At 42.8% G+C, this 23,131-nt stretch carries 27 protein-coding genes and 1 pseudogene; 19 read left to right on the top strand and 9 right to left on the bottom strand.

Features of this window, described 5'->3' with window-relative positions; all coding sequences use genetic code 11:
- Both ACP5L5_RS10285 and ACP5L5_RS10280 read left to right on the top strand, forming a co-directional pair.
- The coding region (locus ACP5L5_RS10285) for a 4Fe-4S binding protein (protein ID WP_428763557.1) at positions 1-477 on the top strand (477 nt) is incomplete at its 5' end.
- A 52-nt stretch (positions 478-529) separates the two neighbouring features.
- A complete protein-coding gene (locus ACP5L5_RS10280; RefSeq protein ID WP_428763555.1) occupies positions 530-1,123 on the top strand; it encodes a helix-turn-helix domain-containing protein in 594 nt (197 codons plus the stop codon).
- Between the two features lie 31 nt (positions 1,124-1,154).
- Here the strand turns inward: ACP5L5_RS10280 and sucD are convergent, their stop codons facing one another.
- The 3 genes from sucD to ACP5L5_RS10265 are packed head-to-tail and all read right to left on the bottom strand — an operon-like array spanning position 1,155 to position 3,456.
- Positions 1,155-2,033: a succinate--CoA ligase subunit alpha gene (gene sucD, locus ACP5L5_RS10275; RefSeq protein ID WP_013605324.1), complete on the bottom strand. Its 879-nt coding sequence runs from the start codon at positions 2,031-2,033 to the stop codon at positions 1,155-1,157.
- 6 nt (positions 2,034-2,039) lie between these two features.
- A complete protein-coding gene (sucC, locus tag ACP5L5_RS10270) occupies positions 2,040-3,164 on the bottom strand; it encodes an ADP-forming succinate--CoA ligase subunit beta (protein ID WP_428763553.1) in 1,125 nt (374 codons plus the stop codon).
- 55 nt (positions 3,165-3,219) lie between these two features.
- Positions 3,220-3,456, bottom strand: a complete 237-nt coding sequence (locus tag ACP5L5_RS10265) for a hypothetical protein (RefSeq protein ID WP_013605326.1) — start codon at positions 3,454-3,456, stop codon at positions 3,220-3,222.
- A 62-nt stretch (positions 3,457-3,518) separates the two neighbouring features.
- Between ACP5L5_RS10265 and ACP5L5_RS10260 the strand changes: the two genes are divergently transcribed.
- Complete coding sequence (locus tag ACP5L5_RS10260) at positions 3,519-3,995, top strand: hypothetical protein (protein ID WP_428763551.1); 477 nt, start codon at positions 3,519-3,521, stop codon at positions 3,993-3,995.
- On the opposite strand, the gene ACP5L5_RS10255 is transcribed toward ACP5L5_RS10260, so the two are convergent.
- The 3 genes from ACP5L5_RS10255 to glcV form a co-directional block, all read right to left on the bottom strand.
- Entirely contained in the window at positions 3,982-4,776 is a 795-nt protein-coding gene (locus ACP5L5_RS10255) for a helix-turn-helix transcriptional regulator (protein WP_428763549.1), read from the bottom strand. The two genes, ACP5L5_RS10260 and ACP5L5_RS10255, sit on opposite strands and share 14 nt — an antisense overlap.
- 61 nt (positions 4,777-4,837) lie before the next feature.
- On the bottom strand, positions 4,838-6,154 hold the full coding sequence (ahcY, locus tag ACP5L5_RS10250; protein ID WP_013605329.1) for an adenosylhomocysteinase: 1,317 nt from the start codon (positions 6,152-6,154) through the stop codon (positions 4,838-4,840).
- 52 nt (positions 6,155-6,206) lie between these two features.
- Positions 6,207-7,310 (bottom strand): glucose ABC transporter ATP-binding protein GlcV, encoded by a 1,104-nt coding sequence (gene glcV, locus ACP5L5_RS10245; RefSeq protein WP_273304323.1) that lies wholly within the window; start codon positions 7,308-7,310, stop codon positions 6,207-6,209.
- 165 nt (positions 7,311-7,475) lie between these two features.
- On the opposite strand from glcV, the gene ACP5L5_RS10240 reads away from it, so the two are divergent.
- The 9 genes from ACP5L5_RS10240 to ACP5L5_RS10200 all read left to right on the top strand — a co-directional run bounded on the left by ACP5L5_RS10240 (position 7,476) and on the right by ACP5L5_RS10200 (position 16,564).
- Positions 7,476-9,758, top strand: a complete 2,283-nt coding sequence (locus tag ACP5L5_RS10240; RefSeq protein WP_428763546.1) for a hypothetical protein — start codon at positions 7,476-7,478, stop codon at positions 9,756-9,758.
- Positions 9,759-9,818: 60 nt separating this feature from the next.
- Positions 9,819-10,745: an aspartate carbamoyltransferase gene (gene pyrB, locus ACP5L5_RS10235; RefSeq protein WP_428763558.1), complete on the top strand. Its 927-nt coding sequence runs from the start codon at positions 9,819-9,821 to the stop codon at positions 10,743-10,745.
- Entirely contained in the window at positions 10,742-11,221 is a 480-nt protein-coding gene (pyrI, locus tag ACP5L5_RS10230; protein WP_428763545.1) for an aspartate carbamoyltransferase regulatory subunit, read from the top strand. Before pyrB ends, pyrI begins: the two co-directional genes overlap by 4 nt.
- Before the next feature lie 4 nt (positions 11,222-11,225).
- On the top strand, positions 11,226-11,837 hold the full coding sequence (pyrE, locus tag ACP5L5_RS10225; protein ID WP_428763543.1) for an orotate phosphoribosyltransferase: 612 nt from the start codon (positions 11,226-11,228) through the stop codon (positions 11,835-11,837).
- Complete coding sequence (locus ACP5L5_RS10220; protein ID WP_428763541.1) at positions 11,818-12,807, top strand: dihydroorotate dehydrogenase; 990 nt, start codon at positions 11,818-11,820, stop codon at positions 12,805-12,807. Before pyrE ends, ACP5L5_RS10220 begins: the two co-directional genes overlap by 20 nt.
- The gene (locus ACP5L5_RS10215; protein ID WP_428763540.1) at positions 12,807-13,442 is read left to right on the top strand and encodes a site-2 protease family protein; all 636 of its coding nucleotides are present in this window, start codon (positions 12,807-12,809) and stop codon (positions 13,440-13,442) included. The genes ACP5L5_RS10220 and ACP5L5_RS10215 overlap by 1 nt, the downstream gene beginning before the upstream one ends.
- A 46-nt stretch (positions 13,443-13,488) precedes the next feature.
- A complete protein-coding gene (locus ACP5L5_RS10210; RefSeq protein WP_428763538.1) occupies positions 13,489-14,736 on the top strand; it encodes a DUF4346 domain-containing protein in 1,248 nt (415 codons plus the stop codon).
- A 63-nt stretch (positions 14,737-14,799) separates the two neighbouring features.
- Complete coding sequence (locus ACP5L5_RS10205) at positions 14,800-16,230, top strand: hypothetical protein (RefSeq protein ID WP_428763536.1); 1,431 nt, start codon at positions 14,800-14,802, stop codon at positions 16,228-16,230.
- A gap of 76 nt (positions 16,231-16,306) precedes the next feature.
- Complete coding sequence (locus ACP5L5_RS10200) at positions 16,307-16,564, top strand: hypothetical protein (protein WP_013605339.1); 258 nt, start codon at positions 16,307-16,309, stop codon at positions 16,562-16,564.
- An 87-nt stretch (positions 16,565-16,651) separates the two neighbouring features.
- On the opposite strand, the gene ACP5L5_RS10195 is transcribed toward ACP5L5_RS10200, so the two are convergent.
- Positions 16,652-17,626, bottom strand: a complete 975-nt coding sequence (locus ACP5L5_RS10195) for a 2-hydroxyacid dehydrogenase (protein ID WP_428763534.1) — start codon at positions 17,624-17,626, stop codon at positions 16,652-16,654.
- Between the two features lie 82 nt (positions 17,627-17,708).
- On the opposite strand from ACP5L5_RS10195, the gene ACP5L5_RS10190 reads away from it, so the two are divergent.
- Genes ACP5L5_RS10190 through ACP5L5_RS10175 form a run of 4 tightly spaced genes read left to right on the top strand, consistent with a single transcriptional unit; the run spans position 17,709 to position 20,706 of the window.
- Complete coding sequence (locus ACP5L5_RS10190) at positions 17,709-17,873, top strand: 30S ribosomal protein S14 (protein WP_013605341.1); 165 nt, start codon at positions 17,709-17,711, stop codon at positions 17,871-17,873.
- Positions 17,874-17,930: 57 nt separating this feature from the next.
- Positions 17,931-18,854, top strand: a complete 924-nt coding sequence (locus ACP5L5_RS10185; protein ID WP_013605342.1) for an iron-sulfur cluster loop — start codon at positions 17,931-17,933, stop codon at positions 18,852-18,854.
- A 38-nt stretch (positions 18,855-18,892) separates the two neighbouring features.
- A complete protein-coding gene (locus ACP5L5_RS10180; protein WP_428763532.1) occupies positions 18,893-19,981 on the top strand; it encodes a DUF711 family protein in 1,089 nt (362 codons plus the stop codon).
- 5 nt (positions 19,982-19,986) lie between these two features.
- A complete protein-coding gene (locus ACP5L5_RS10175; RefSeq protein WP_428763530.1) occupies positions 19,987-20,706 on the top strand; it encodes a purine-nucleoside phosphorylase in 720 nt (239 codons plus the stop codon).
- Here the strand turns inward: ACP5L5_RS10175 and mntA are convergent.
- Positions 20,696-21,259 carry a type VII toxin-antitoxin system MntA family adenylyltransferase antitoxin gene (gene mntA / locus ACP5L5_RS10170; protein WP_428763528.1) on the bottom strand — a complete coding sequence of 188 codons (564 nt, stop codon included), beginning with the start codon at positions 21,257-21,259 and terminating at the stop codon, positions 20,696-20,698. The genes ACP5L5_RS10175 and mntA overlap by 11 nt on opposite strands.
- Entirely contained in the window at positions 21,214-21,510 is a 297-nt protein-coding gene (locus tag ACP5L5_RS10165) for a hypothetical protein (protein ID WP_428763526.1), read from the bottom strand. Before ACP5L5_RS10165 ends, mntA begins: the two co-directional genes overlap by 46 nt.
- 225 nt (positions 21,511-21,735) lie before the next feature.
- Between ACP5L5_RS10165 and ACP5L5_RS10160 the strand changes: the two genes are divergently transcribed.
- From ACP5L5_RS10160 to ACP5L5_RS10150, 3 genes and pseudogenes are all read left to right on the top strand, one after another.
- The gene (locus tag ACP5L5_RS10160) at positions 21,736-22,209 is read left to right on the top strand and encodes a hypothetical protein (protein ID WP_428763525.1); all 474 of its coding nucleotides are present in this window, start codon (positions 21,736-21,738) and stop codon (positions 22,207-22,209) included.
- Positions 22,143-22,877 carry a hypothetical protein gene (locus tag ACP5L5_RS10155; protein WP_428763523.1) on the top strand — a complete coding sequence of 245 codons (735 nt, stop codon included), beginning with the start codon at positions 22,143-22,145 and terminating at the stop codon, positions 22,875-22,877. The genes ACP5L5_RS10160 and ACP5L5_RS10155 overlap by 67 nt, the downstream gene beginning before the upstream one ends.
- Before the next feature lie 50 nt (positions 22,878-22,927).
- Positions 22,928-23,131: pseudogene (locus ACP5L5_RS10150) on the top strand (tRNA(His) guanylyltransferase Thg1 family protein); the annotation flags it as partial.

Genomic DNA, 23,131 nt, shown 5'->3' with positions numbered 1-23,131 from the left:
ACTATACAATACCCACGGGAAATAAGGTGGGTACCCGAGCGTTTTAGGGGTTGGATAATGCTCGATATTAAGAAGTGCATAAGTTGTTTCCAGTGTGCGTGGGCTTGCCCAGTGAACGCAATTCAAATGTACAGGGCTCCTAATGGGAAGTTTTACCCTGGTATTAGGTATACGGAATGCATACTGTGCCACTTCTGTGTTGATGCCTGCCCTGTGGGTGCCCTAATACCAACGCCTATTCACGATATTGCCTATGTTGATTTTGACGAGGTTAAGTTTAAGCCTGAGGATATGTCTAGGCCTCCTGAGTATATTTATGACGAGTCTGAGAGGGTTATTAAGTATGAGATTAAGAATGGCAGGTTATTGAAGATCGCCTTACCTAAGGACGAGATTAAGAGGAGACTTGAGGAGCTTGATAAGGTTATTGAGCAGTCTGGTGGTGCTACCGCTGCGGCTGAGTCTTCATCGGCGTGATTCTGTGGTTTTGGGAGTAATTGGTTAATACTTAGTTTTTGTTTTCTTGTTGATGAGTATTAAGGTTAGAGTTGGTATTAGGGTTCCTAAGTTCCCGAGTGTAATTAGTGGTGGTATTCGTATACTTAGTGAGTATAATTTTGACTTTGGCGTTCAGATCGATAGGGCTAAGCTCCTTAAGCTCATTGCCTTTGGTGTGGCTAGTCCCACGGAGCTTATTAGGAGGTTGAACATGCCCAGGGCCAAGGTCTTTAGGTACTTAAACGCCCTTATTAAGCGTGGTTGGTTGGTTAGGAAGGATGGTGGTTATTACCTAGCAGCCACGATATTCCTTGTTTATAGGGTTAGGGAGTTTGGTGACTATGCTGTTCTTGAGGTTCTTAATGATAAGGGTGCGATTGTTGATCAGAAGGCTGGTCTTGTGATTATTAATGGTAAGGAGTCACCTAAGGCTTGCCCTAGGTGCCCATTGCTTCAGGAGTGTACTAATAACATTAGGAGTATTAGTAAGTCTCTTGGTATTACGATCACGTCCATAACACCTGCCGACGCCTATCTGGAGTTAATTAGTACGATAATTAATGAAGGCTTGGTCAAGATACTACTTAATGACTATATTGATCTGCATGTTAATAATGGTTTATGATTTATGTTTTAACTAGATTGGTGGATTGGTTTTAATGTGCGTATTGCTTTATCAACTTAACTACTTCTGTTGGTGTCCTTGCCACAGGTACGTTAACCTCCTGAAAAGCCTTTACCTTGCTTTCATAGGATCCCATACCCATACTGACGATGGCTCCTGCATGGCCCATCCTCTTGCCTGGTGGTGCTGTTCTACCAGATATGTAGGCTACCACGGGCTTCGTAACCTTCCCAGACCCTATGTATTGAGCAAGCCTTTCCTCCATTGTTCCGCCAATCTCCCCAATAACAACTATGTACTTTGTCTCCGGATCCTCCTCAAACATCTTAACAATCTCGAGCATGTCAGTACCAATTATTGGGTCTCCACCAATGCCGACGACAGTAGATTGACCAATACCCGCTTGGGTTAGGTGGTAGGATATTTCGTAGGTTAGTGTTCCGCTCCTTGATACGATACCGACCGGCCCCGACTTCGTGTATATGTGGTTTGGCAGTATGCCGACCTTGGACTTTAGTGGGCTCACGACTCCTGGACAATTCGGACCTATTATAGTGGTTCCCTTCCTCTTTGAGTAGTTGACGAATCTTAATGCGTCGTGTATTGGTATGTGTTCCGTGATTATCACGACTAGCTTGATGCCAGCATCTATTGCCTCATAGACTGAGTCAGAGGCAAATCGGGCTGGTACGAAGATTATCGACGTGTTTATGTCTGGGAACTTCCTCAGTGCGTCCTCCACGGTGTCGAATACGGGTATTCCCTGTACTGTCTGTCCGCCCTTTCCTGGTGTTACTCCAGCCACTACCTTTGTGCCGTATTGAAGCATGTATTGCGCGTGCCTTGAGCCTTCATTACCCGTTATTCCCTGGACCAGGACTTTGGTATTCTCATTTACGAGTATTGCCATGCCCCATCACCTCACAATTGCCCTTGATAGTGCTTCCATTGCCTCCTCAGCCGTTTCATAGGTTTTAAGCCCTACCTCAGTCAGTATTCTCCTACCCTCCTCCTCATTAGTGCCCTTCAGCCTAATGAATATTGGTTTATTGGTCTTAACCTCATTCAAAGCCTCAACCACACCCCTCGCCACCTCATCACACCTCGTTATTCCCCCAAATATGTTCACTAGGACTGCCTTTATCCTATCATCCGTTAACAGCATCTTTAACCCCTCCCTAACGGAGTCCTTACTGGCTCCACCACCAACATCTAAGAAATCAGCCGGTTCATGACCAAACTCCTTAACTAGGTCCATTGTTGCCATTGTTAGACCGGCGCCGTTGGCCATGATTCCCACGTAACCCGTCAACTCCACGTAGTGAAGCCCGTACCTCCTAGCCTCAAGCTCCTCCATTGTGTAGTCACTATCCTCAACACTAATGTCTGGGTGCCTAAACAATGAGTTGTCGTCAATCATGACCTTAACATCGAGGGCTACTAATTGACCATCAGTTGTTAATGCCAGTGGGTTTATCTCCACAAGCTCTGCATCATATTCCGTGAATACTCTATACATTGCCTTAGCCACAGTTGCAAAGTCCTGAGCCGCGGATCCCTCTAAACCAAGCTTCTGTGCCACACCCCTGATCATGTAGTCCCTAAGTCCCTCATAATCATCAATGTAAAGCCTAATTATCTTCTCAGGACTCTTCTTGGCAACCTCCTCGATGTCAATACCACCCTCTGTGGATGCGAGCATTAGGTAACCCCTGTTCTCCCTATCCAGTGTTATGGATATGTAGAGCTCCTTAGCTACGCTAACACCCTCCTCAAACAAAACCTTCCTAATTGGGTAGTCCTGGATTACCTTGCCCAGGTAATCCCTGGCTGCGTTCTCTGCGTCCTTAATTGTATCGACCCTCCTTACTAGGCCCATCTTAGCTCTACCAGCGAAGGGTACTTGAGACTTTGCGAATAATGGGAATTTCAATGCCTTTAGTACCTGTACGTCATCAAGGCTCTTGACTATGGCGCCCCTGGGTATCTTAACGCCATACTTATTCAGTAATTCCTTACCCTTATACTCGAGGAGTCTCACGTTAAACTGCGCAAATTAGCCTTAATTTAAGCATTTACATTATTTATAGACGCAATTAAGATTCCCTAAGTAGTCTCACAAACCTAATGAATGTCTCATCGGCCTCATCCTTCTTTGGTACGGCAATTATTATTGAAACGCCTGGTAGTGAAAGTGCGGCATTCCTCGCCTCACTTAGGTCCATAAACTCTCTAGTATCATTCCCGTGAATAACGAATACCTTACCACCAAACTTATCGGAGTTCATATACCTAGTAATGTACATCCTAATTCTGCTCTCAAGTTTATCCATAATTAAGTAATGTATCAGGGAACCACTTAATTTTAATTTATCTCCGTAGTAAGGTATGCTTAATGAGTTCAATGAATGATTTAATTAAGGAGTTGAGAGTTAATGAAATAGTTAATGCCTTGATCACGGCATTTAGGACAGGTAATAGGGACTACATATCATCAACTGTGGAATTGCTACATGAGGAGTTCATGTATACGGTCTCTGAGATCGAAACAATGGAACTAACGGGAGAGACTCTAAAAAGGGCGTCTACTCTTTACGCCCTCTATTGCCTAGGCCTTGGTTTGCTTAGGATTGTTAATAATGAATCATTAACAACGGATCATATTGAGTTATTAAGAAATGCGATTAATAATGAAGACCTATCAAGCCTTACCCAGTCACTGATTATGGCATCAGCCCTATTCATAAGGGGTGATAATTCATGGATTGAGAAATTCAATGAATTAGCACAGGGGATAAGTAATGAATTAATTAAGAGTATTATTTATTCATTCCTTGGAATAATAAGGTCAATTAACATCACTTATTCCTAACTAATGTAACCATATTCTTACCCTCAACCTTAGTAATCCTAACAAGGCCGAGATTCTCAAGCCTCCTGACGCTCCTCCATACGGTTGTCCTCGGTATGCCCAGGTCCCTTGAAATATCAATCTCAAATGCAGAGCCTCCCCTGGACCCTAGGTACTTTAATATTGATATTTCATAATCATTAAGATTTAATGCGGTTATAGAAGTAGATGTCTCCTCAGTTCTTCTTCCACGTCTCATTATTAATGCATACGATATAGGCGCAACTATTACGATTATCGCTATAATCATGATTATTGTAAGGAATTCATAATAATGCATATGCGCTGATGCTCTTGACGTAGAGCTTTGAGTCGTTGATATCGGCATTACCGTGTATAGGAACTCACCTGGTCCCTTAGCCATTATTACTAATTCATTATTTATCATCTTCATGCCCATCAATGATAGCGTTATGTTTGCTATAAGTATATTATTTGGTATGATTATTTCCACGGTGGTGTTGCCCACATCCATTCCAATGAAGTTATTCTCTACAAATATCTTGGGTACGTATGTTATGGTCACATTTGCCGTGCCTAAAACGGGTATTACTATTGATGTTCCATTAATCATGTACGCGGTTACAGACCCATTAACTAGAACCATCATGTATGATTGTGGTTGAACAGGAAGTTGAAGCGTTATGAATTCCCCCGTTAATGTGGTGTTGAGATTCACCGTTGATGTACCATTACTATATAGTGTTATTATCCATGTTAGTAGTAATGGTATAATCACCATTGTTAATTAACAGGTTTTAATAATTATCATAAGCTATAAAAGTTTCCCTTAATGCCCATGTTCACGTGCCAAGCCCCCAACTGCTTATGTAGCGCCTTTGTTCCTCTGTTAATTGGTCAATCCTTATGCCCATGGTCTCAAGCTTGAGTCTAGCAACCTCCATATCAAGCTCGTCGGGTAGCTTATGAACACCGAGTTGTAGCTTACCTATATTCTTAACTATGTACTCAACAGCAAGTGCCTGATTGCTGAAGGACATGTCCATTACCTCGCTTGGATGGCCCTCAGCGGCTACCAAGTTAACGAGCCTACCCTCAGCAAGTAGGTAGATATGCTTGCCATTGGGTAGTTGATACTCAACAACATAATCCCTAATCTTCCTCTTCTCGGCAGCCACTCTTTCTAGACCGGTTACATCAATCTCCACATTAAAATGACCTGCATTAGCCAGTACCGCCCCATCCTTCATCTTGAGTATGTGATTCAGGTTTATTGCATTTATATCGCCAGTGGCCGTTATGAATATATCACCAATCTCAGCAGCTTCACTCATAGGCATGGTCTCGAAGCCATCAAAGACAGCCTCAAGGGCTCTCACTGGATTTACTTCAACAACTATTACTCTACGCGCACCGAGTCCCTTAGCCCTCATGGCTATTCCACGACCGACCCAACCATAGCCTGCAACAACGACTACCTTGCCCGCGACTAGTATGTTCGTAGCCCTCAGTATCCCATCCCATGTTGATTGACCGGTCCCATACCTATTATCAAATAGGTACTTGGTGTATGAGTCGTTAACGGCAATTATTGGGTACTTAAGTGTGCCCTCCTTGGCCATTGCTCTCAATCTAATGACGCCAGTAGTCGTTTCCTCAGTACCACCATAAATATTATTTATTAACTTACCAAAGTCCTTATTCCCAGCGGTCTCCACTGCATAGTTAGTTTCATTACTTTTAACGCCAAGTGCCAGTTTATGTAGTGTTACCGTTAAGTCGGCGCCATCATCCATGGTAACCATGGGTTCCTGCGAAACCGCAAAACCAATTGCATTATAATACTCCTTCTCATTCATGCCCTTCCATGCATACACATGCACACCCTCCTCGGCCAATGCAGCGGCAACTTCGTCCTGCGTGGAGAGAGGGTTTGATGGTACTAGTGTAACCGTGGCACCACCAGCAATTAGGGTCCTAACGAGGACTGCTGTCTCCTTAGTAACGTGGAGACTAGCCGATATTTTAATGCCCTCAAGAGGTCTCTCCTTAGTGAATCTCTCCCTAATTTTCATCAGAACTGGCATATGTCTCTCAGCCCACTCAATGAGTAGGCGTCCCTTCTCGGCAAGTGATATGTCCTTTACCTTATATGACATTTAGGTCAATACGATGATTTAACCCTAGGTATTAAAACTTTAACAATTTTTACTATCCATATATTAACTTCTCGGTCTGTTTATCAAATACCTTTATCCTCTGTGCATTAAAGTAAACATGGACCATTTCACCAAGCCCAAAACTAGTTGATGAAACAACCCTTATCTCAGTACTTTGTAGTTTAACCATTACATTAAACTTACCACCTGCGAATTCGGAGATCTCCACAATACCCTTACCGACATATATTAGGTCATTATTGCTAATTATCTCCTTTGATAAAACAATATCCTCAGGCCTTATCCCAAGAATAGCACTCTCATTACTTGGTATGCCTATGTTTGGTGGTAATTGCATTTTTACATCACCGCCATCAAAGTATGTCTCATTACCCTTACCAATTATTGAACCCTCAAACAGATTTATGTCCCCTATGAAGCTTGCAACGAATATGTTGGCTGGCTTATCATAAACCTCACTAGGAAGACCTATCTGTTGAACAACGCCTCTCCTAAGCACTGCAATCCTATCGGCCAATGTTAATGCGTCGGCTGGGTCATGGGTCACGAGTATCGTGGTTATGCCGAGCTTCCTCTGAATGTCCTTCACAAATGCCCTAGCTGTAACTCTAATCCTAGCGTCGAGGTTGCTGAATGGTTCATCCATGAGGAGTACCTGGGGTTCCTTAACCAAGGCTCTCGCAATCGCAACTCTCTGTTGCTGGCCACCCGATAACTGCCTTGGGTACCTATCGAGGGTTTCGGCTATACCGAGGATCTCGGCAATCTCCCTAACCTTCTTCTCAATCTCATTCCTAGGCAATCTCTTTAGCCTAAGTGGGAATGCTATATTATCGAAGACCTTCATGTGCGGATAAAGGGCCCAGTTCTGGAATACCATGCCCACATTCCTGTCCTTTGGTGGTATGAAGATCCCCTTCCCAGGTGATGCTACGAGAATATCACCAATCCAAATCTCACCATCAGTGGGTTCCTCAAGGCCAGCAACGATCCTGAGTAGTGTTGTTTTTCCGTGACCTGATGGCCCCATGACGACCATGAACTCGCCAGACTTAACCTCAAGTTCTACCTTGTCAAGCGCTACTACGCTTTTTCCAAATATCTTGGTAACCTCGTGAAGATAAACCCTCACCATGGTCCTACAACTTACTGATTAATTTAAATGAAAATAAATTTTTCCAATAAGGTTGGGTTTTAACTAATATACCCAATAGTAATGATTATACCTACCTTAACCTTAGGAAAGGGTATTTGGGGGAATCTATTAAAAACGCCTTAATTAATACGTTAATCAATAAATATGTATCGTATTAGTAAAAGGTTCGAGTATGCGGCTAAAATATGGGGTAGAGAGATTGATAAGTTCATTGAATCCGCCATTAATAGTTTTGGCAGTTCAATGTTTATAATGGGTCTTTACTATAAAAGACCTAATTGGGCGTGGCCGAGGTGGTTACGGTCACAATTAGAGCCTGGCAGTAGGGGTTTTGAACCAGCTCAATTAATGCCTTTTAGGAACGTTCACTTTAAGGATTGGGGTATGGTTGGTACGGTACAGGGCACTAATGAGGCCATGATAGACCCAACAATGCTTTTCGTAACCAGGAAAAACGTTGCATTTGAGGTATGGGTTTATGATGGTTCAAGGTTATACATGCCGGGCTTACATGGTTCATTTAAGCAATACCTAGAGAGGCCTGGTTACCCTGTAATAATTAATGAATGGGATTTAGGTGCCCTGAGGGTTATTGCTAGGTCGACCGTTGCCAATAGGTCTGGGATTGATGTATTAATCACTGATGTTAGGTTAATTGGCCTACCTGGTAATTACGTTATTTATCTAGTGACGAGACCCTACAACGTTGATCATATTGTTGAGGTGAAAAGTGCTGGTGTTGAGGGTGATGGATGGTTCATAACGATAGATGGAGAGCTCGTATTAACCACTGACCAAGAACCAGCGCAGTTTGGTTCCTATAATGTGAATAAGGATGCTAGTGAGGATGCGGTCCTCGGTAGGCTTAACAGTGAACTTTATGTTAATGATGACTTGGGATGGGCACATGCGGCACTTGGTTTTAATGCCGTAATTAATACTTATGGTGAGTGGAAATTGAGGGTTAAGGCACCAATAGATTCTCTCAGGAATACTCCACATAATAGGGCCTTGATTAAGGCTGTTGATGATAGTGACGTAAAAGCGGAATTACATAACTGGGACACCATAAATGAAAGAGCTTTCTCAATATCCGTGGGTGATAGTATTATTGGTGATGTTACTCGTCAATCAATAGCAAATCTGGTGATGCTTTGGGATGGTGGCAGGATAACACCTGGTCCATTAATATATCACATCTTTTGGGTTAGAGATGGTTCCTACATGGCTACTGCGCTTACGAAGTCTAATCTAATCGATATGGGTAAGGCGGTTGTTGAGGAATTACTGAGGAGGATCGATCCCAGTGGTTATTTTAAGGCGGTTGATTTTGAATTGAGGGAGTATGATGCAAATGGGCAAGTCCTGTGGGCCGTGAGTAAGTATGTCCAACTTGCAGGGGATTACGAATCATTAAAGAGATGGTATCCAATCATCAGGCGTGGGATTGAGTGGTTGGAGGCAAATAGGGAATTAACTGGTGATGAGTCAATAAGGGGATTGTTACCTCCATCCTGGTCTGCGGAGGATACGGGGCCCATGGATCACCATTATTGGGATGACATGTGGGCCATTGCTGGTTTAAGGGAGTTGGGTAGAGTTATTAGGGGAATTAGTCATGAGGATTATGATTGGATTGAAAGATTACGTAGGGAATTCACAGATGCTTTAATAAACTCTATAAACGTTGTTAGGTCAAGGCTTGGTATTGATTACATGGTACCAGCTCCAGAAAGGGTAGCTGATTCTGCAATGACTAGGGTCATTGCAGTTGTATGGCCAACAATGGCATTACCACTAGATAATCCACTGATTAGGAGAACGCTTGAGATGACTGAGGAGCTTTATGGCATTAATGGCGGTATCGTTAATACTCATCAATGGGGTACCTATGGTAGTTACTTGACAATGAACCTAGCACATTCCTGGGCAATACTCGGCGATAGGGACCGAGTTAGTAGGTACTTAACGTGGATTATTAACCATGTATCACCAACCTACGGCTGGGCTGAGGGAATATCAATAATCACTGAGAGGGGTGGGCAGGGTGATGCACCACATGGTTGGGCCGCGGCGGACTTCATAATGCTCATTAGGGACTTAATAATAAATGATTTATTCGAAACACCAATACTATTCAGGGGCACGCCGGTGGACTTACTGAGGCGTGGGATTACGGCAAGTAATATATTGACGATATACGGCTTAGTAAAGGGCGTAAATGCTTCAATGAAGGGTAAGGAAGTGGCGATTAATTATTATGGTCCAGGTAAACCCATTACTGATGGGCAGTACGAATTATTAATCGATTCACCAATTATTCCCAAGGAGGTTTATTGCGATGGCTGTAAGTATGAGGTGGTATCAAGTAATATTATTAGGGTCATACATAGCGGTAAATTCAACGCCAGAATACTAAGCCCATAAATATCCCTAAAATTCGAAGAAACCTTTATTAAATTAACTATTGACGTTTTGGTGGGTCTCTTGTCCTGGTTTAATCGGGATGTCATAAGCGTGCTGGATTTCGGTAGGGAGGATTTTGAGGTCTTGCTTTCCGAGACTTTGAACATGGAGAAGTATGCTAAGTCAAAACTTGATATTCTTGGTGATAAGGTCCTTGCCCTGGCATTCTTTGAGCCCAGCACTAGGACTAGGCTTAGCTTTGAGACTGCCATGCTCAGGCTTGGTGGTAAGGTGATTGGTTTCAGTGGTACTGAGGCTACATCAATGGTTAAGGGCGAGAACTTAGCTGATACCATTAGGATGCTTGACGCGTATGCCAACGCCATAGTTATTAGGCATAGCCTTGAGGGAACCGCTAAATTCGCAGCTGAGATTGCTGAGTCACCGGTGATTAATGCAGGTGATGGCTCGCAGAATCACCCGACACAGGCAATGCTTGATCTGTACACGATTTGGCGGGAGTTTAAGGTTATTGATGGCCTATCGATCGGCATACTTGGTGACCTTAGGTATGCCAGGGTAGTTAATTCATTAATCCAAGCTCTGTCCTACTACAGGATTAAGCTTCACTTAATATCGCCAGAGCTACTCAAGCCTAGGCAGGAACTCATTGAATTCATGAAATCAAGGGGTATGAAGTATGACTGGACTGATGATCCATACAACGTGATTAATGACTTGGACGTGCTTTATATCGTTAGGATTCAGAGGGAGAGGTTTCCTGATCCAATGGAGTATGAGAGGGTTAAGGGCACGTATAAGGTCACGCCTAAGTTGATTGAGAGGGGTAAGCCAAGCCTAATAATACTTCATCCACTTCCAAGAGTTGATGAGGTCGACTTCACTGTGGATAGCATGCCACAAGCCAAGTACTTTAGGCAGGCTGGTTTAGGTGTGCCGTTGCGCATGGCCTTGCTTAAGTTAGTCCTTGCTGGTGATAAGTCATGAGTAGTAAGAGCGAGTTAATAATTAGTAAGATAAGGAATGGTGTTGTGATTGATCATATACCAGCGGGTAGGGCATTGCTCGTGCTTAGGTTATTGGGTATAAGTGGTCGTGAAGGATTTAGGGTGGCTCTTGTTATGAATGTGGAGAGTAGGAAGTTGGGTACTAAGGATATTGTTAAGATAGAGGATAAGGAATTGACCAAGGATGAACTTAACTTAGTGGCTCTTGTCGCGCCTACGGCTACGGTGAACATAATCAGGGATTACGAGGTTATTAGTAAGTTCAAGGTATCAATACCAGACGTGATAGAGGGATTATTGAAATGCAAGAACCCGAGGTGTATTACTAATCAGCAGAGGGAGCCCGTGAGGAATAGGTTCCGTGTGGTATCCAGGGAACCGCTCAAGTTAGTATGTGAGTACTGCGGGACAATACATGAACTCAGCGATATTGAGAAGTACTTTGGACTTGCGTGATACCATGCATAATGAGGAATTAATAATTGACTTATATAGGGTTGGGGCAATAAAATTTGGGAGGTTTAAATTAACGAGCGGTATTGAGAGCCCATTCTATATTGACCTGAGACTAGTAATAACGTACCCAGGTATTTATAAGCGATTAGTTAAGTTAATGGCTGAATCATTATCCGCGTTTAACATCGATGTTGTAGCGGGCATAGAGACAGCCAGTATTCCGTGGGCATCAATGATAGCATACGAACTAAATAAGGGCATAGTATACGTTAGGAAGGAGGTCAAGGAGCACGGTACAGCTAAACTGATTGAGGGTGATTTAAAAACAGGTATGAGGGTTGCGGTAATCGATGATGTAATAACCACGGGAAACTCAATAATAAGGGCCATTAGGATTGTTGGGGATCATGGTGGTGATGTTGTTGTGGCCGCGGCATTCATTGATAGGGAACAAGGTGGACTTAATGCTATAAGGAGGGAGGGCATTAATGCATTTGCATTATTTAGTGTTATTGATATGATTGATGTACTCGTTAATAATGGATTAGTAAGTAATGAATTACGTAACTCAGTGATCGAGTACTTGGTGAAGAATCGTGTTAGCTCAGGTGCTTAAATTACTTAATTACTTACCTCCTGAGTTTACCTATGAGTCATCTCATGTACTTATTAGAAGTGGTATCATTAATTACCGTGGTTACGGCATTGAAATGCCCGTTGAAATTAGTGATAAATTAGTCAAGAATCCAATAGGGCTTGGTGCAGGTATTGATAAGGATGGGTTCCTAACACCGCGAATTGTACGGACAGGCATTGGGTTCATAACTATCGGTTCAGTAACGCTTAAACCACGTCCTGGTAATCCCAAGCCTCGCATTGTTAAGTATCCTAGTTTGAGGGCCATGGTTAATGCCATGGGTTTATCATCAAGAGGTTTCGCGGATTTCCTGGGCAGGTTACCTAGCATACTTCGTGAGGTGCGTGATTTCAATACTTACGTTATCATTAGCTTAGCGGGCTTCTCAATTAGCGAGTTCATTTATATGCTTAATAGATTGAGGGGTTATGGTGTGGATGCCGTGGAGTTGAATATAAGTAGTCCCACATATCGTGGTTCATGGGTATCAGATAGAGATTACTTAGGTGAACTACTTAGGTATGCTGAGTCCTTTTCAGGGACATTATTCGTTAAGTTACCTCTTGGTGTTGATATTGATTTCTATAGGTGGATAACAAACACTGTCAATAAGCGTGGATTTGGACTAACAATAGCGAATACCCTACCAGTCAAGGAATCCAGGATATCTGTTGGTTATGGTGGGTTAAGTGGATACCCAATATACCCGATCATTAGGTCATTAGTTAGTAAGGTCAGGAAGTGGGGTTTTAGAAACCCAATTATTGGGCTTGGTGGTGTCCTCTATGGTTGGCAGGTAATTGATTTAATAAGGAGTGGTGCGAATTTTGTTGGTGTGGTTACGGCATTCGCCTATGAGGGTCCCTTCGCATTTAATAGGTTGTTTAAAGAGGTATTGATGAAACTGAGTGAAAAGGCTTTAAATAATTATTTAGTCAACACGTGTTGATGAATCTTAATTATTGGGGTAGTGGTGGTTATGGAGTACCGTTTAGGCCCTATAGGCATGAGATTAGGGATATTGTGATTTCCCTCATTGCTATGACCATAGCCTTCGCTCTACTCTTTAATACACTATTAAGCCTGGACGGTTTAATAGCAACATTCATTGCAGTGCTAACTGGTTTCCTTGGTCATGAATTAATGCATAGGGAGGAGGCCAGGAGGTTGGGTTACATAGCCTATTTCAGGGCTTGGTGGATTGGGCTTCTACTTGCATTAGCGACCTCCTTCTTTCACTTCATTATAGCCCTGCCTGGGGCTACAGTCATTGGGCCCAAAGTGTGGGGTTATCCATCACGAAGGGATGAGTTGAAGATAGCCCTTGCTGGTCCAGCAACTAATATGGTGTTTGCCGTGGTGTTCCTGGTTCTTTGGTTGGTGCTGCCGGGTTCATTATCTGCCTATGCATATCTAATTTATGCCACCAATGCGTGGCTTGGTTTCTTTAACTTAATACCACTTGCCTTACCTGGTATGATGCTTGATGGCTTTAGGGTATTCAGGAGAGACATTAGGATATGGGCCCTTGCATTCGTTATATCGATCGCATTGATAGTGCCATACATACTAAGCTTCATTTAATCAATGCGGTTAAGAATTATAACTTAGTTACGCATTTAGTACTGCCGTGAAATTTAATTATGAGGTGATTAATGAGGATTCCAACATAGCCATTGTAACACTATGGAGCAGTATTAACCAGGTTAAGGAATTACTAAGGGATTCAATAAGGTTCGTTAGTATTATTGGCAATTTATATACGCCGGTCGGTATTAACTACATGATAACTACCTTGGCTAGGATTAACTGGATTGATACATTGATAATGTTTGGTCTTGACTATAATGGTGTTGGCGACTTATTAATTCGTTTTTTCAGGGATGGCGCATTGGACGTATTACTTGTAGGTAAAGACGTTGCAGATAGTGTTAGGTCTACAATAAAAGTGATAGACCTTAGGGAGGCATTTAAGGCACGTAATACGGATGCGTTAATAAGGGTCATTCACGAGAATTATAGGCCTGGGCGTAAACCCGTTAGGTCATTAATAAACACAGATATCAATGAGCAAGAGTATGGTAGTGGTTGGGCATTACCATTAGTCGGTGGATTCGTATATGAGAGGGATACCTATAGGTCCTGGGTTAAGCTTGTCGACTTAGTGCTTAATTACGGCTTTGATAAGGGTGATTATAGGGAGTTAATAACGCCATTAGTGGTCATAGACTCAATGGGTAAGCCACACCCATTTAGAAGGCTTAGTGAGGTTGGGCTTAGGGGCTTTGAACCACCTGCTGAGTTGGTTAATACATTGATTAACGAGTTGAGGATTAACCCATACTCAATGGGCGCTGTTTATTACGGCGGTGATTACCTGGTTCAGGGGGTCATAAGTAGTGATTACTATAATCAATTGATTTACCTAAGGAGTGTCGACGTGCTTAATGATTGGTGTAGGCAGTTGTATAGATGGTGGTCGCTGGCGAAGAGGGTTGTTGAAACCCTAAATAGGGAGTTCAATGCATGGTACAGCGTGGGTTCTATGGCGTTAGTTCCATTCTCAGCCAGGATATACGCCAAGGACCTTGACAGGGCTGAGGAGTTCGTGAGGAGGAACTCAAGCGTCTTTAGTGAGTTCGTGGAGGATCCGAGGGGCAATTTCCTAGTGATGAGGGAGGGTGATTCCGTGGTTGTTGAGCATAGGTTACCTATCACAAATGCCCTGCATAGGAGATTTTCATTTCGCTCCCTTGAGGAGGCATACAATGCACTAAAGAATAGTAACCACTTTACAAACTACGCACATGCCATGTACCTCGGTAAGGAATTAGCGAGGGCATTCCTACTTAGGGATTACGAGCAAGATAAATTATGAGCATTCATTAATTTAAGAAAAATAAAAGAGCCAGATTTTAGAATACGCGTTAGATGTGTCACTATGGGCAATGATTCTACTGTGAGTATCGCTAGGCTCAAGACTATGGGTGTGCTATCAGCCCTTATTTTCATCATAGGCGTAATTGATTTTCCAGGGCATGGGGTGTTACAGTTAATTGCGTTACTACTATTGATGATTGCTTATAAGGAGCTGAACCTCAATGGTCATTACCAAGACATAAAGACCGCATTATCATTAATGATCGGCATATTAGTATTTAACTACGTAGTCGCGGGGATAATCTACGCACTATATGGACCATTGAAGGTAACAATAAATTCACTAGGTGTGGTTACTATGTACGTAACGCCTTCAATGCCTATCTGGCTTAGGTATCCATCAAACCAAATAGCTTTCACATACGCCGTATTAGTCGCAACGTGGCCGTTCAAAATACTTATCGCTTATTACATATACCGTTCACTCTCAAACCTGGGTAATAAGGTACTTAGATATGCCGGTTTATTAATGCTGATAGGCGCTGTGCTGTACATAGTTCTGGTTGGGGCCATATTCATGATATTATCCTACGTATTAATGCTCATAGGTTGGTTAACACTTAGGGGAGAGGTTAAGGATTACGTTCATGTCAAGCTTCATGTGACACACATATTACGTTTAATTGCTTGGTCATTAATGATATCACTATTAACATTAGTTACGTTATCATCAATCCTTAACGTTAACCCTCAGTACTATGGCTTAAACATTGCAATGCTCACGCTATTCGCCAGTAAGCACCCCGTGTTTTTTACAACGTCTTTGATGAATCCAAGGTATACCATGATATCGATTGGACTGATTAACTCAAGCAATACGATTACAATACTTGGTTATATAATGGCGGTACCTAAGCCATACTACATTAAGGTTAGTATCAACATGGGGAATTGCTTGGAAATATTGGCAGTAGAGCCAGGAAGTACAAGAAAAATAATGTACACAATACCTGATCTTCCCATGTATTATCAATTAAACCCATTTGCTCAGCAGCAGGAGGCCGCGTTTCAAGGGTCTTCGGTTATGATGTCGATGAAGGGTGATGAGGTATCGTGGATTTATACACCAGCTATGTCTCACAGTAGTAATTATCAAGTATTGAATGGGTTCCTACTTACTTGTTTAGTAAATGGAGCAAACTACGTATTACCAGCAAACATAACAATAATGGCAATATCGAAAATGCACAAGACGTACTTCCTAGAGACCTATACCATGAATTATACCAAGTTGAGGTTTATGATAAATAGTACAGCAATAATCCTAGTCAATAATGTTAATGGATCATTCACAAAATCCACTATTAATTACGTAAATTTACTGTTAACGATTTATTTACCTGTATTTATATGCTACGTAATTTACGACCGTAGGTTCTATGGGGATTTACTGAGACATTTAGCAGATAGAATTAGTAATCGTACAATTTAATGAAGTGAAATAAGTAATTCCGTGATAGCTAAGCAATATAAAGAAAGATAGAGCTACAGCATTTAGTTGAGGTACGATGGTTAGGAAGAAGCCATATCCGCATAACAGCGATATACTTAATGCCATGCTTAAGTTATTCTCTAAGGAACCCTTCATAAGACCCATCGACTTCCCTGACAAGGTTAAGGCTGAGCTCAAGAAGGAGGGGTTTTACGTAGGGTTAGTCAGTACTAAGCGCATTTGGAGGATTTACGAGGAGGCTGTCAAGAGGGGCTTGATCTATGATTACCTGGGTGTCGTTATTGGTTATGGTGGTGAATATTGGGAGGAGTAGGTACTACGGTGAGTTATGTTAATTTTACTCATATGATTAGAAATCTCTAAATGGAAATTGAATAACCCATTGATTCATGAGCATGTCCTAAACATAATCATCCCTATTAACCCTATTCATAGGTATCTCTCCCTTGATGTACCTAATGACATTCTCCACAGCCCTAATCATCGCATACTCGGCTATCTCCATCTGTGCCCCACCTGCTATGTGTGGTGTTCCTAGGAAATTAGGTAATGTGATTAGTGGTGTTCTTGGTGGTATTTCCTCATGGTCATTGTGTACCCACCAGACGTCTGTGCCGAATCTAATGTCCTGCCTCTCCTTAAGAACCTCGTATAGATCTTCCTCCTTAACCACATCACCACGACCAACATTCACCACTATTGCGCCGCGCTTTAATGCCCTAAGTTCCTCCTTACCGATTAGACCTCTGGTATGCTTATTCAGTGGTAATGTTATGGCTACTATATCAGCCCTTGGTAATGCATCAAGTAATTTACTCGTTGGGTAGACCTCATCGAAGTACTCAGCGGACTTACCGCTTCTATTAATACCAATGTTATGGGTTCTAAATCCCTCCTTTCCAATTCTTGCGATCTCTTTACCAATACCACCGGTACCGAGGACGAGTAATATCGATTCAATAATCTTGCGTGGGCTTGTTATTTCGTTGCCCAAGTAATCCTTTGCGTTAAGTACGGGTTTATGTAATCCCTTAGCCAGCGTTAGTATCATTGCCCACGCATGCTCAGCAACAGGCACTGAATATGCACCTGCATTACTATATACCTCAATATTACTTGGTATTACAGAAAATGGTAAGTGATCAACACCTGCAGAGTATGTCTGTATAACCTTTAGTCTTTTCATGGAATTAATGTTATCGGCCAGGTCGAATTCCCTACCGCACCAGCACATTAGTACTTCAGTCCTGGACAGCACGTCTGTCCATTCATCCTTACTCAGTCTCGGTAACTCATAGAGGTCTATATCATAATTACGTAATAGTTCCCTAGCTTTCTCGGGTAATTCTACTGTACTAACTATGGTTGTTGTCATCCTAGTGAGGCAGTACTTACCTGGTTATTTAATGTTTTTAGGAGCAAAATACTTTTTAACTGGGCTTTTCTCGTCTACGTGAATGGCAAAGATAAAGCCACCGAAGGAGCGTAAGTATGGGAGGGCAGTGATTATGTGCCAAAGGTGTGGTACTCATGAGGCAGTCATTAGGAAATATGGGCTTTACCTATGTAGGAGGTGCTTCAGGGAGGTCGCGCCACAGTTGGGATTTAGGAAGTATTACTAGTTTTACTCTTCTCATTAATTACGTAGGGATTATAAGCACCTAGTGTATCAGTTAATTATGGCTAGGATACCAGCAACACTAAACCTGGACAGGATTATTGAGGTAGCCAGGGCCTTAACATCTCTAGATCTACATAGGTCTGATGCCTTTGACCTAAGATTTTACCCGCCGAGGGATGCGGATGTTGAGGCCACGTATAATTACTTCATTGCCATGGTGGCTATAGATCACAGGACAAACATTGGGGATAGGCAATTCACTAGGCGAATTGGTGATGAGATCTTCACAGGCTCTGACCTACTTTGGAGATTGGGTATGGAGATGTTCAATAGAGATAGTTCCTTCTTCAGCCCTGCCAACCTGAGGAGGCTTGATCCTACCGTTGTTAGGGATTGGCTCGTTGGTGATTATGGGCCTGTTTGGGATTATGGGGTTAGGGCTTATCTGCTCAGGGATGTTGGTTCTCACGTATTTAGGAACTACGGCACAACCATTAGGTTGTTCCATGTTTCAAGTATTGAGGAGTTGATTGATAGGTTATCAATGATGGCTGGATATGAGGATCCGGTCAGGAAGAAGGCGTACTTATTAATAAAGTTCCTGGTACTACGTGGCCTACTTAAGATTAAGCCGCAGGAGATGAAGTTGCCGATTGATAATCATCTTACGAGGATCGCCTATAGGCTGGGTATAGTTAGGCTTGAGGATTGGGTGCTCGAATTAATGAGACGTGACATGCACCTCAGTAGGGAGCTTGATATTGAGCTTAGGCTGGCCGTCCGTGATGCTTGGGATGCTGTGATTAGAGTCAGTAAGTTAGATCCAATAGCAATTGATGACTTTTTATGGAGACTTGGCAGAACAATATGCATAAGGGATAAGCCACAGTGTGATAAGTGTCCGTTGAGAGGTTTATGCAGTGCCTATGCTAGGGGTTCATTCATTAATGAGCATAATCATTACCTAACGTATTACTATTGATGACAATGCTTAAATGAAGCATAAACTACTGCTAGGTAATGATTATCCGCGCAGTTACATTGTTTTATCCCGTAGAGGGTAGTAGGATTAATACCGATGAGTTTAGGCAGGAATTGGTTAAGCTACGTAACGTAATAAGCGATATTAGTAGAAGGAGAAGAACTGAAATAAGGACCTGGAGAGTTACACTACCCTTTATAGAGCCGCTTTGGAACTTTGAGGAATTATCAACAACGATAAATAAGGCAAGTGCCGACCTTGGTTATATCCATGCATCGCTCAATATAGCGATGAATACAAAATTCGAGTTAGAGAGGGTGGTTAATGCATTCATTAAGTCAGGGAGTTACTTGAGTATTTGGGTTGGTGATTTTAAGGAGCTTAATGATTACAACACAGAACTTTTCACTAACGTGCTTAGGAGACTCGTGGAGCTTAATCAATGGGTCTTATCCAGGAGAATTGCGGCACTAATTGGTGACGTAATACTCACGCCATACTACCCAGACTCGATAAACCTCAACAATAGCCACGGCATAGCCCTATCAATACTCTACCCAAGCGAGTTAAGTGATGAGCGTAATCTACATAATGACCTTACCGGGGTATTTAAGACTGCTGAGGACATTGGTAGGGAAATTGCAGGTGAATTAGGTGTTGATTACCTGGGCATTGATGCTTCATTATCACCCTGGGGTGAGGAGTCAGTTATTGATGCGGTTGAGAGGATTTACGGAATTAAATTCGGTGGGCCAGGCACGCTGAGCGCCATTTATAAATTGAACAAGGCCATCTGGGAGGTATCCGGTCGATTCAGGGTTACGGGGTTTAACGAGGTAATGCTACCACTTGCTGAGGATGAGCGGCTTAAGGCTAGGGCTAGGGAGGGACTAATCACATTTTCCAAGCTTGTCAAGTACACAATGACCTGTGTCGCGGGTGTTGACATGGTACCAATACCGAGTAATCAGTTACCTCTCATTAAGGGACTAATCAATGATTTACATGCAATAGTCAGTATTAAGCGTAGGTCGATTGGGCTTAGGTTAATACCATACCCAGGCAATGAGGCTGAGGTTGACCTTGGTGACTTCGGTAAGGCGCCAGTACTCGATATGATGAGATGACTCTCATGCCAATACACCTAAGGGTTAATCCCGGGGATATTGCTGAGAGGGTGGTAATAGTCGGTGACCCAGAGAGGGCAAGGCAATTAAGCGAGTTGCTCGTCGGTGCGAAGCTCGTTAATGAGAATAGGGGATTAATAACATACACAGGCAAGTACAATGATACTGACATCACCGTGGCAACCCACGGAATTGGAGCTCCATCCGCTGCCATCGTTATTGAGGAATTAATAAGCATGGGCGCCAGGTTCATTGTTCGCCTTGGAACCACAGGGACGCTTAGGAGGGAGATAGGCATTGGCGATGTTATCGTGCCCACAGGCTCGGCATACAACTACGGAGGAATATACACGCAATACCTGGGCAGTTTCATAGCCTACCCAGCAATACCCAATTACCACCTAATGAGTGAGCTAGTGAGGAGTCTTGAGTCGATGAATATGAAGCCCTGGGTTGGTCCGGTATATAGTAGCGATGCGTTCTATGCGGAGGAGGACCTAGTCAACGTACTTGGTTCGAGGGGCTTCCTGGGCGTTGAAATGGAGACCGCAATACTATTCCTACTGGGCCTTGTAAGGAATTTCAAGGCAGCGGCAGTGCTCATAGTGAGTAATAACCTGACTGAGGATAAGGCGAGCAGGTTCCTAACGGCGAGTGAGTTGAGGGATGTAGTGCTCAGGGTTGGGAGGGCTGTGCTAAACGCGTTAATTATGGTCAAGGATTAAGCACTGCATTGTAGTACTGAGCGAGTCTCGGCTTGAAGTTCAGGAACTCCTTAATAATCCTAGTCTCAAAATCAATCCTCCTATCAGGATCCCTATCTAGGATCAGGACACCCCTGCTCACGACCTCATACGCAAGCGACAGTGATGCCTTATTAAGGTGAATAAGGTCGACCTTAAGCCCAGGTGTGTCCTCTAAAGTAATCATAATGCTCATGAGCTCCTTCCAGTCTAGTTCCCTGCCCGTGAATACGACAATGTCAAGGTCACTCTCTGGACGTGCCCTACCAATCGCCCTCGATCCAAATACATACTCGAACAGCACAAAGTCAAACCCCTCTAATACCTGCCTCGCCTTATTGATTAAACCTGTCAATTCCTCATTACTGGTGGCGAGCTGATTATCCAAGGGATCTATTGACCTATCCCTAATGAAACTACTAATCTCATTAATTACCCTATCTAACTCGTCAATCTCACTTAAAGCCTCAAGTAATCTCTCGGGATCTATCACGGCATAACCGTGGACAAGCACATTCCTAAGGCTAATCCACAACTCGAACAATCTACCAGTTCATTACTAAGGACGTTGGCGTTCGCCAATATTCTCGCAACATCCCTATACCTCTCAGGTTTATTAAGATTAATAATTGAACACAGCCTCATACTGACATTAATGAGGGATTCAACGGCACCCCTAAGCACCAAATCCCTATCCAAATCATCGACAGTCCTCGCTCTATCCCTAATCGACCTTAGAATATTTACATAACTCCTAGCCATCGCCAATTTATCATTAATTATCACGTTACCATACCAAATTATGCGCTCCTTACTTAAGCTAAAAGCCTTGCACATACCAATTGCAGGGGCTTAATGAAGGCATGTCAGCGCGCAGGTCTTGGGTCCTCATCCGTCAGATCCGTCCCCGCTTTACATCACCAATTAAATGAACTACTAACCCATTAATAACCCTTAATACTTAATATCATGAAGTTAAGGTTTAATAGAGATTTCATAATGGTGAATTTAATGCCTTATGGAAGGATACACGTAAAATCATTAATCATAATCGCTATATTATCGATAATTATTAACTCATACATGCTCATTCGCGCTCAATTAGGCATTAATAATGCCGTGGACGCGGCTCCTGGTGAAATAAACATAGGTAATGATGTACTTCATACATATAGGTCTGAGGCCCCCCTTAATGTTACAGTCTATGTTATTGGAGGTAAGGCCTTGTTTCAGGACCTGATTAACGTGGGTTTGAATTCCTCATTAATTAAACCTGTAAGTCTTAATCAGCTATCTGAATTGCCGGATAATAGTGTCGTGGTTATTGATTGGTCTGTGATAAGGAATAGCGTGGTTGCTGGTGATCCGGGTAGTTACGTGGAGTTGAACCTAACGAGTCCTAACCCATGTTCGTTGGTATGTCGAGTTCGGGCGTATTGGCTTATAATGATAGTAATGGTACGTTCTTCTGGGACTCATGCTTAACGGTTAGTGACAGAATTCTTAAGGCATCACCGGTAGGTCCTTGGTACTCAACCGTCAAGGTCTTTAATTATGAGGATTACTTCGAATCATCAACCATGTATAACAATGGTGGTTTTGATGGTTATCAAATCGGTGTAATTGATTACTATTATGGCTATGAAATGTACATGAGGAATACCACCAATGCATTGATAGGTGACATGGGCAGTATTGCACCATCAACCCTGAGCACCAGCGCAACTAGTGTGCATATATCATGGAGTCAATCAGTAAGTATAATGCCTCAGCTTACTATGACTATTAGCAATATTACATGGCTATTCCATGTAGATAGGGCCGGCGATGACATAGCATTTCCAAATTCCTTTGCGGATGAATCGGCAATCATATATTTACCAGATTTTAACGGGTCACGACAGTATTTAACCGAGTTTGCGATTGATTTTGAGAATAACGCCATCACCAAAGACTTACCATGCCTATACGCCGTAACACAGACAGCCTGGGCTAGGATTACCTGGGAGGTCTACATAATACCCAAGTCAAGCGAACTTGCCAATGTCTATGGTAACGTTAGTCTCCTAACGCCGACAACACTGCCTCCCCATTCATACTACGTATCTGGGGTTTCGTCATCAATCGTGCCTGTCTATTGCCCACTATGGTAATCCATGGGACTTAATTTTATATTGACCCTCAAAACTAAGCCGTGAGTGCCATGAGTAATATCGACGTGGTTAACCTGCTGATTGGCGTAAACCCGGTTGAGTTAGAGAAGGATTTCGACTCCAGGGTAGTCACAAGCATCATTAAGCCGCCAATAGTCGTCAGACTAGACGGGACAGGCTTCGGTAAGGCCCTTAAGGACTTTACCTGGCCTAGGGATGAGAGGGTTCATAGGGCATTGATAAAGGCTGCCATG

The sequence above is a fragment of the Vulcanisaeta sp. genome (assembly GCF_049966235.1).
GTDB classification, from domain to species: domain Archaea; phylum Thermoproteota; class Thermoprotei; order Thermoproteales; family Thermocladiaceae; genus Vulcanisaeta; species Vulcanisaeta moutnovskia.
Note: the sequence above shows the minus strand (reverse complement) of the source record. Positions and strands in the feature narration are given on the sequence as shown.

Coding starts and splice junctions, on each gene's coding strand:
- ACP5L5_RS10280 (WP_428763555.1), top strand. CDS start 530: ATGAGTATTAAGGTTAGAGTTGGTATTAGGGTTCCTAAGTTCCCGAGT.
- sucD (WP_013605324.1), bottom strand. CDS start 2,033: ATGGCAATACTCGTAAATGAGAATACCAAAGTCCTGGTCCAGGGAATA.
- ACP5L5_RS10265 (WP_013605326.1), bottom strand. CDS start 3,456: ATGGATAAACTTGAGAGCAGAATTAGGATGTACATTACTAGGTATATG.
- ACP5L5_RS10260 (WP_428763551.1), top strand. CDS start 3,519: ATGAGTTCAATGAATGATTTAATTAAGGAGTTGAGAGTTAATGAAATA.
- ACP5L5_RS10255 (WP_428763549.1), bottom strand. CDS start 4,776: ATGGTGATTATACCATTACTACTAACATGGATAATAACACTATATAGT.
- ahcY (WP_013605329.1), bottom strand. CDS start 6,154: ATGTCATATAAGGTAAAGGACATATCACTTGCCGAGAAGGGACGCCTA.
- glcV (WP_273304323.1), bottom strand. CDS start 7,310: ATGGTGAGGGTTTATCTTCACGAGGTTACCAAGATATTTGGAAAAAGC.
- ACP5L5_RS10240 (WP_428763546.1), top strand. CDS start 7,476: ATGTATCGTATTAGTAAAAGGTTCGAGTATGCGGCTAAAATATGGGGT.
- pyrI (WP_428763545.1), top strand. CDS start 10,742: ATGAGTAGTAAGAGCGAGTTAATAATTAGTAAGATAAGGAATGGTGTT.
- pyrE (WP_428763543.1), top strand. CDS start 11,226: ATGCATAATGAGGAATTAATAATTGACTTATATAGGGTTGGGGCAATA.
- ACP5L5_RS10215 (WP_428763540.1), top strand. CDS start 12,807: ATGAATCTTAATTATTGGGGTAGTGGTGGTTATGGAGTACCGTTTAGG.
- ACP5L5_RS10205 (WP_428763536.1), top strand. CDS start 14,800: ATGGGCAATGATTCTACTGTGAGTATCGCTAGGCTCAAGACTATGGGT.
- ACP5L5_RS10200 (WP_013605339.1), top strand. CDS start 16,307: ATGGTTAGGAAGAAGCCATATCCGCATAACAGCGATATACTTAATGCC.
- ACP5L5_RS10195 (WP_428763534.1), bottom strand. CDS start 17,626: ATGACAACAACCATAGTTAGTACAGTAGAATTACCCGAGAAAGCTAGG.
- ACP5L5_RS10190 (WP_013605341.1), top strand. CDS start 17,709: ATGGCAAAGATAAAGCCACCGAAGGAGCGTAAGTATGGGAGGGCAGTG.
- ACP5L5_RS10185 (WP_013605342.1), top strand. CDS start 17,931: ATGGCTAGGATACCAGCAACACTAAACCTGGACAGGATTATTGAGGTA.
- ACP5L5_RS10180 (WP_428763532.1), top strand. CDS start 18,893: ATGATTATCCGCGCAGTTACATTGTTTTATCCCGTAGAGGGTAGTAGG.
- ACP5L5_RS10175 (WP_428763530.1), top strand. CDS start 19,987: ATGCCAATACACCTAAGGGTTAATCCCGGGGATATTGCTGAGAGGGTG.
- ACP5L5_RS10160 (WP_428763525.1), top strand. CDS start 21,736: ATGCCTTATGGAAGGATACACGTAAAATCATTAATCATAATCGCTATA.
- ACP5L5_RS10155 (WP_428763523.1), top strand. CDS start 22,143: ATGTCGAGTTCGGGCGTATTGGCTTATAATGATAGTAATGGTACGTTC.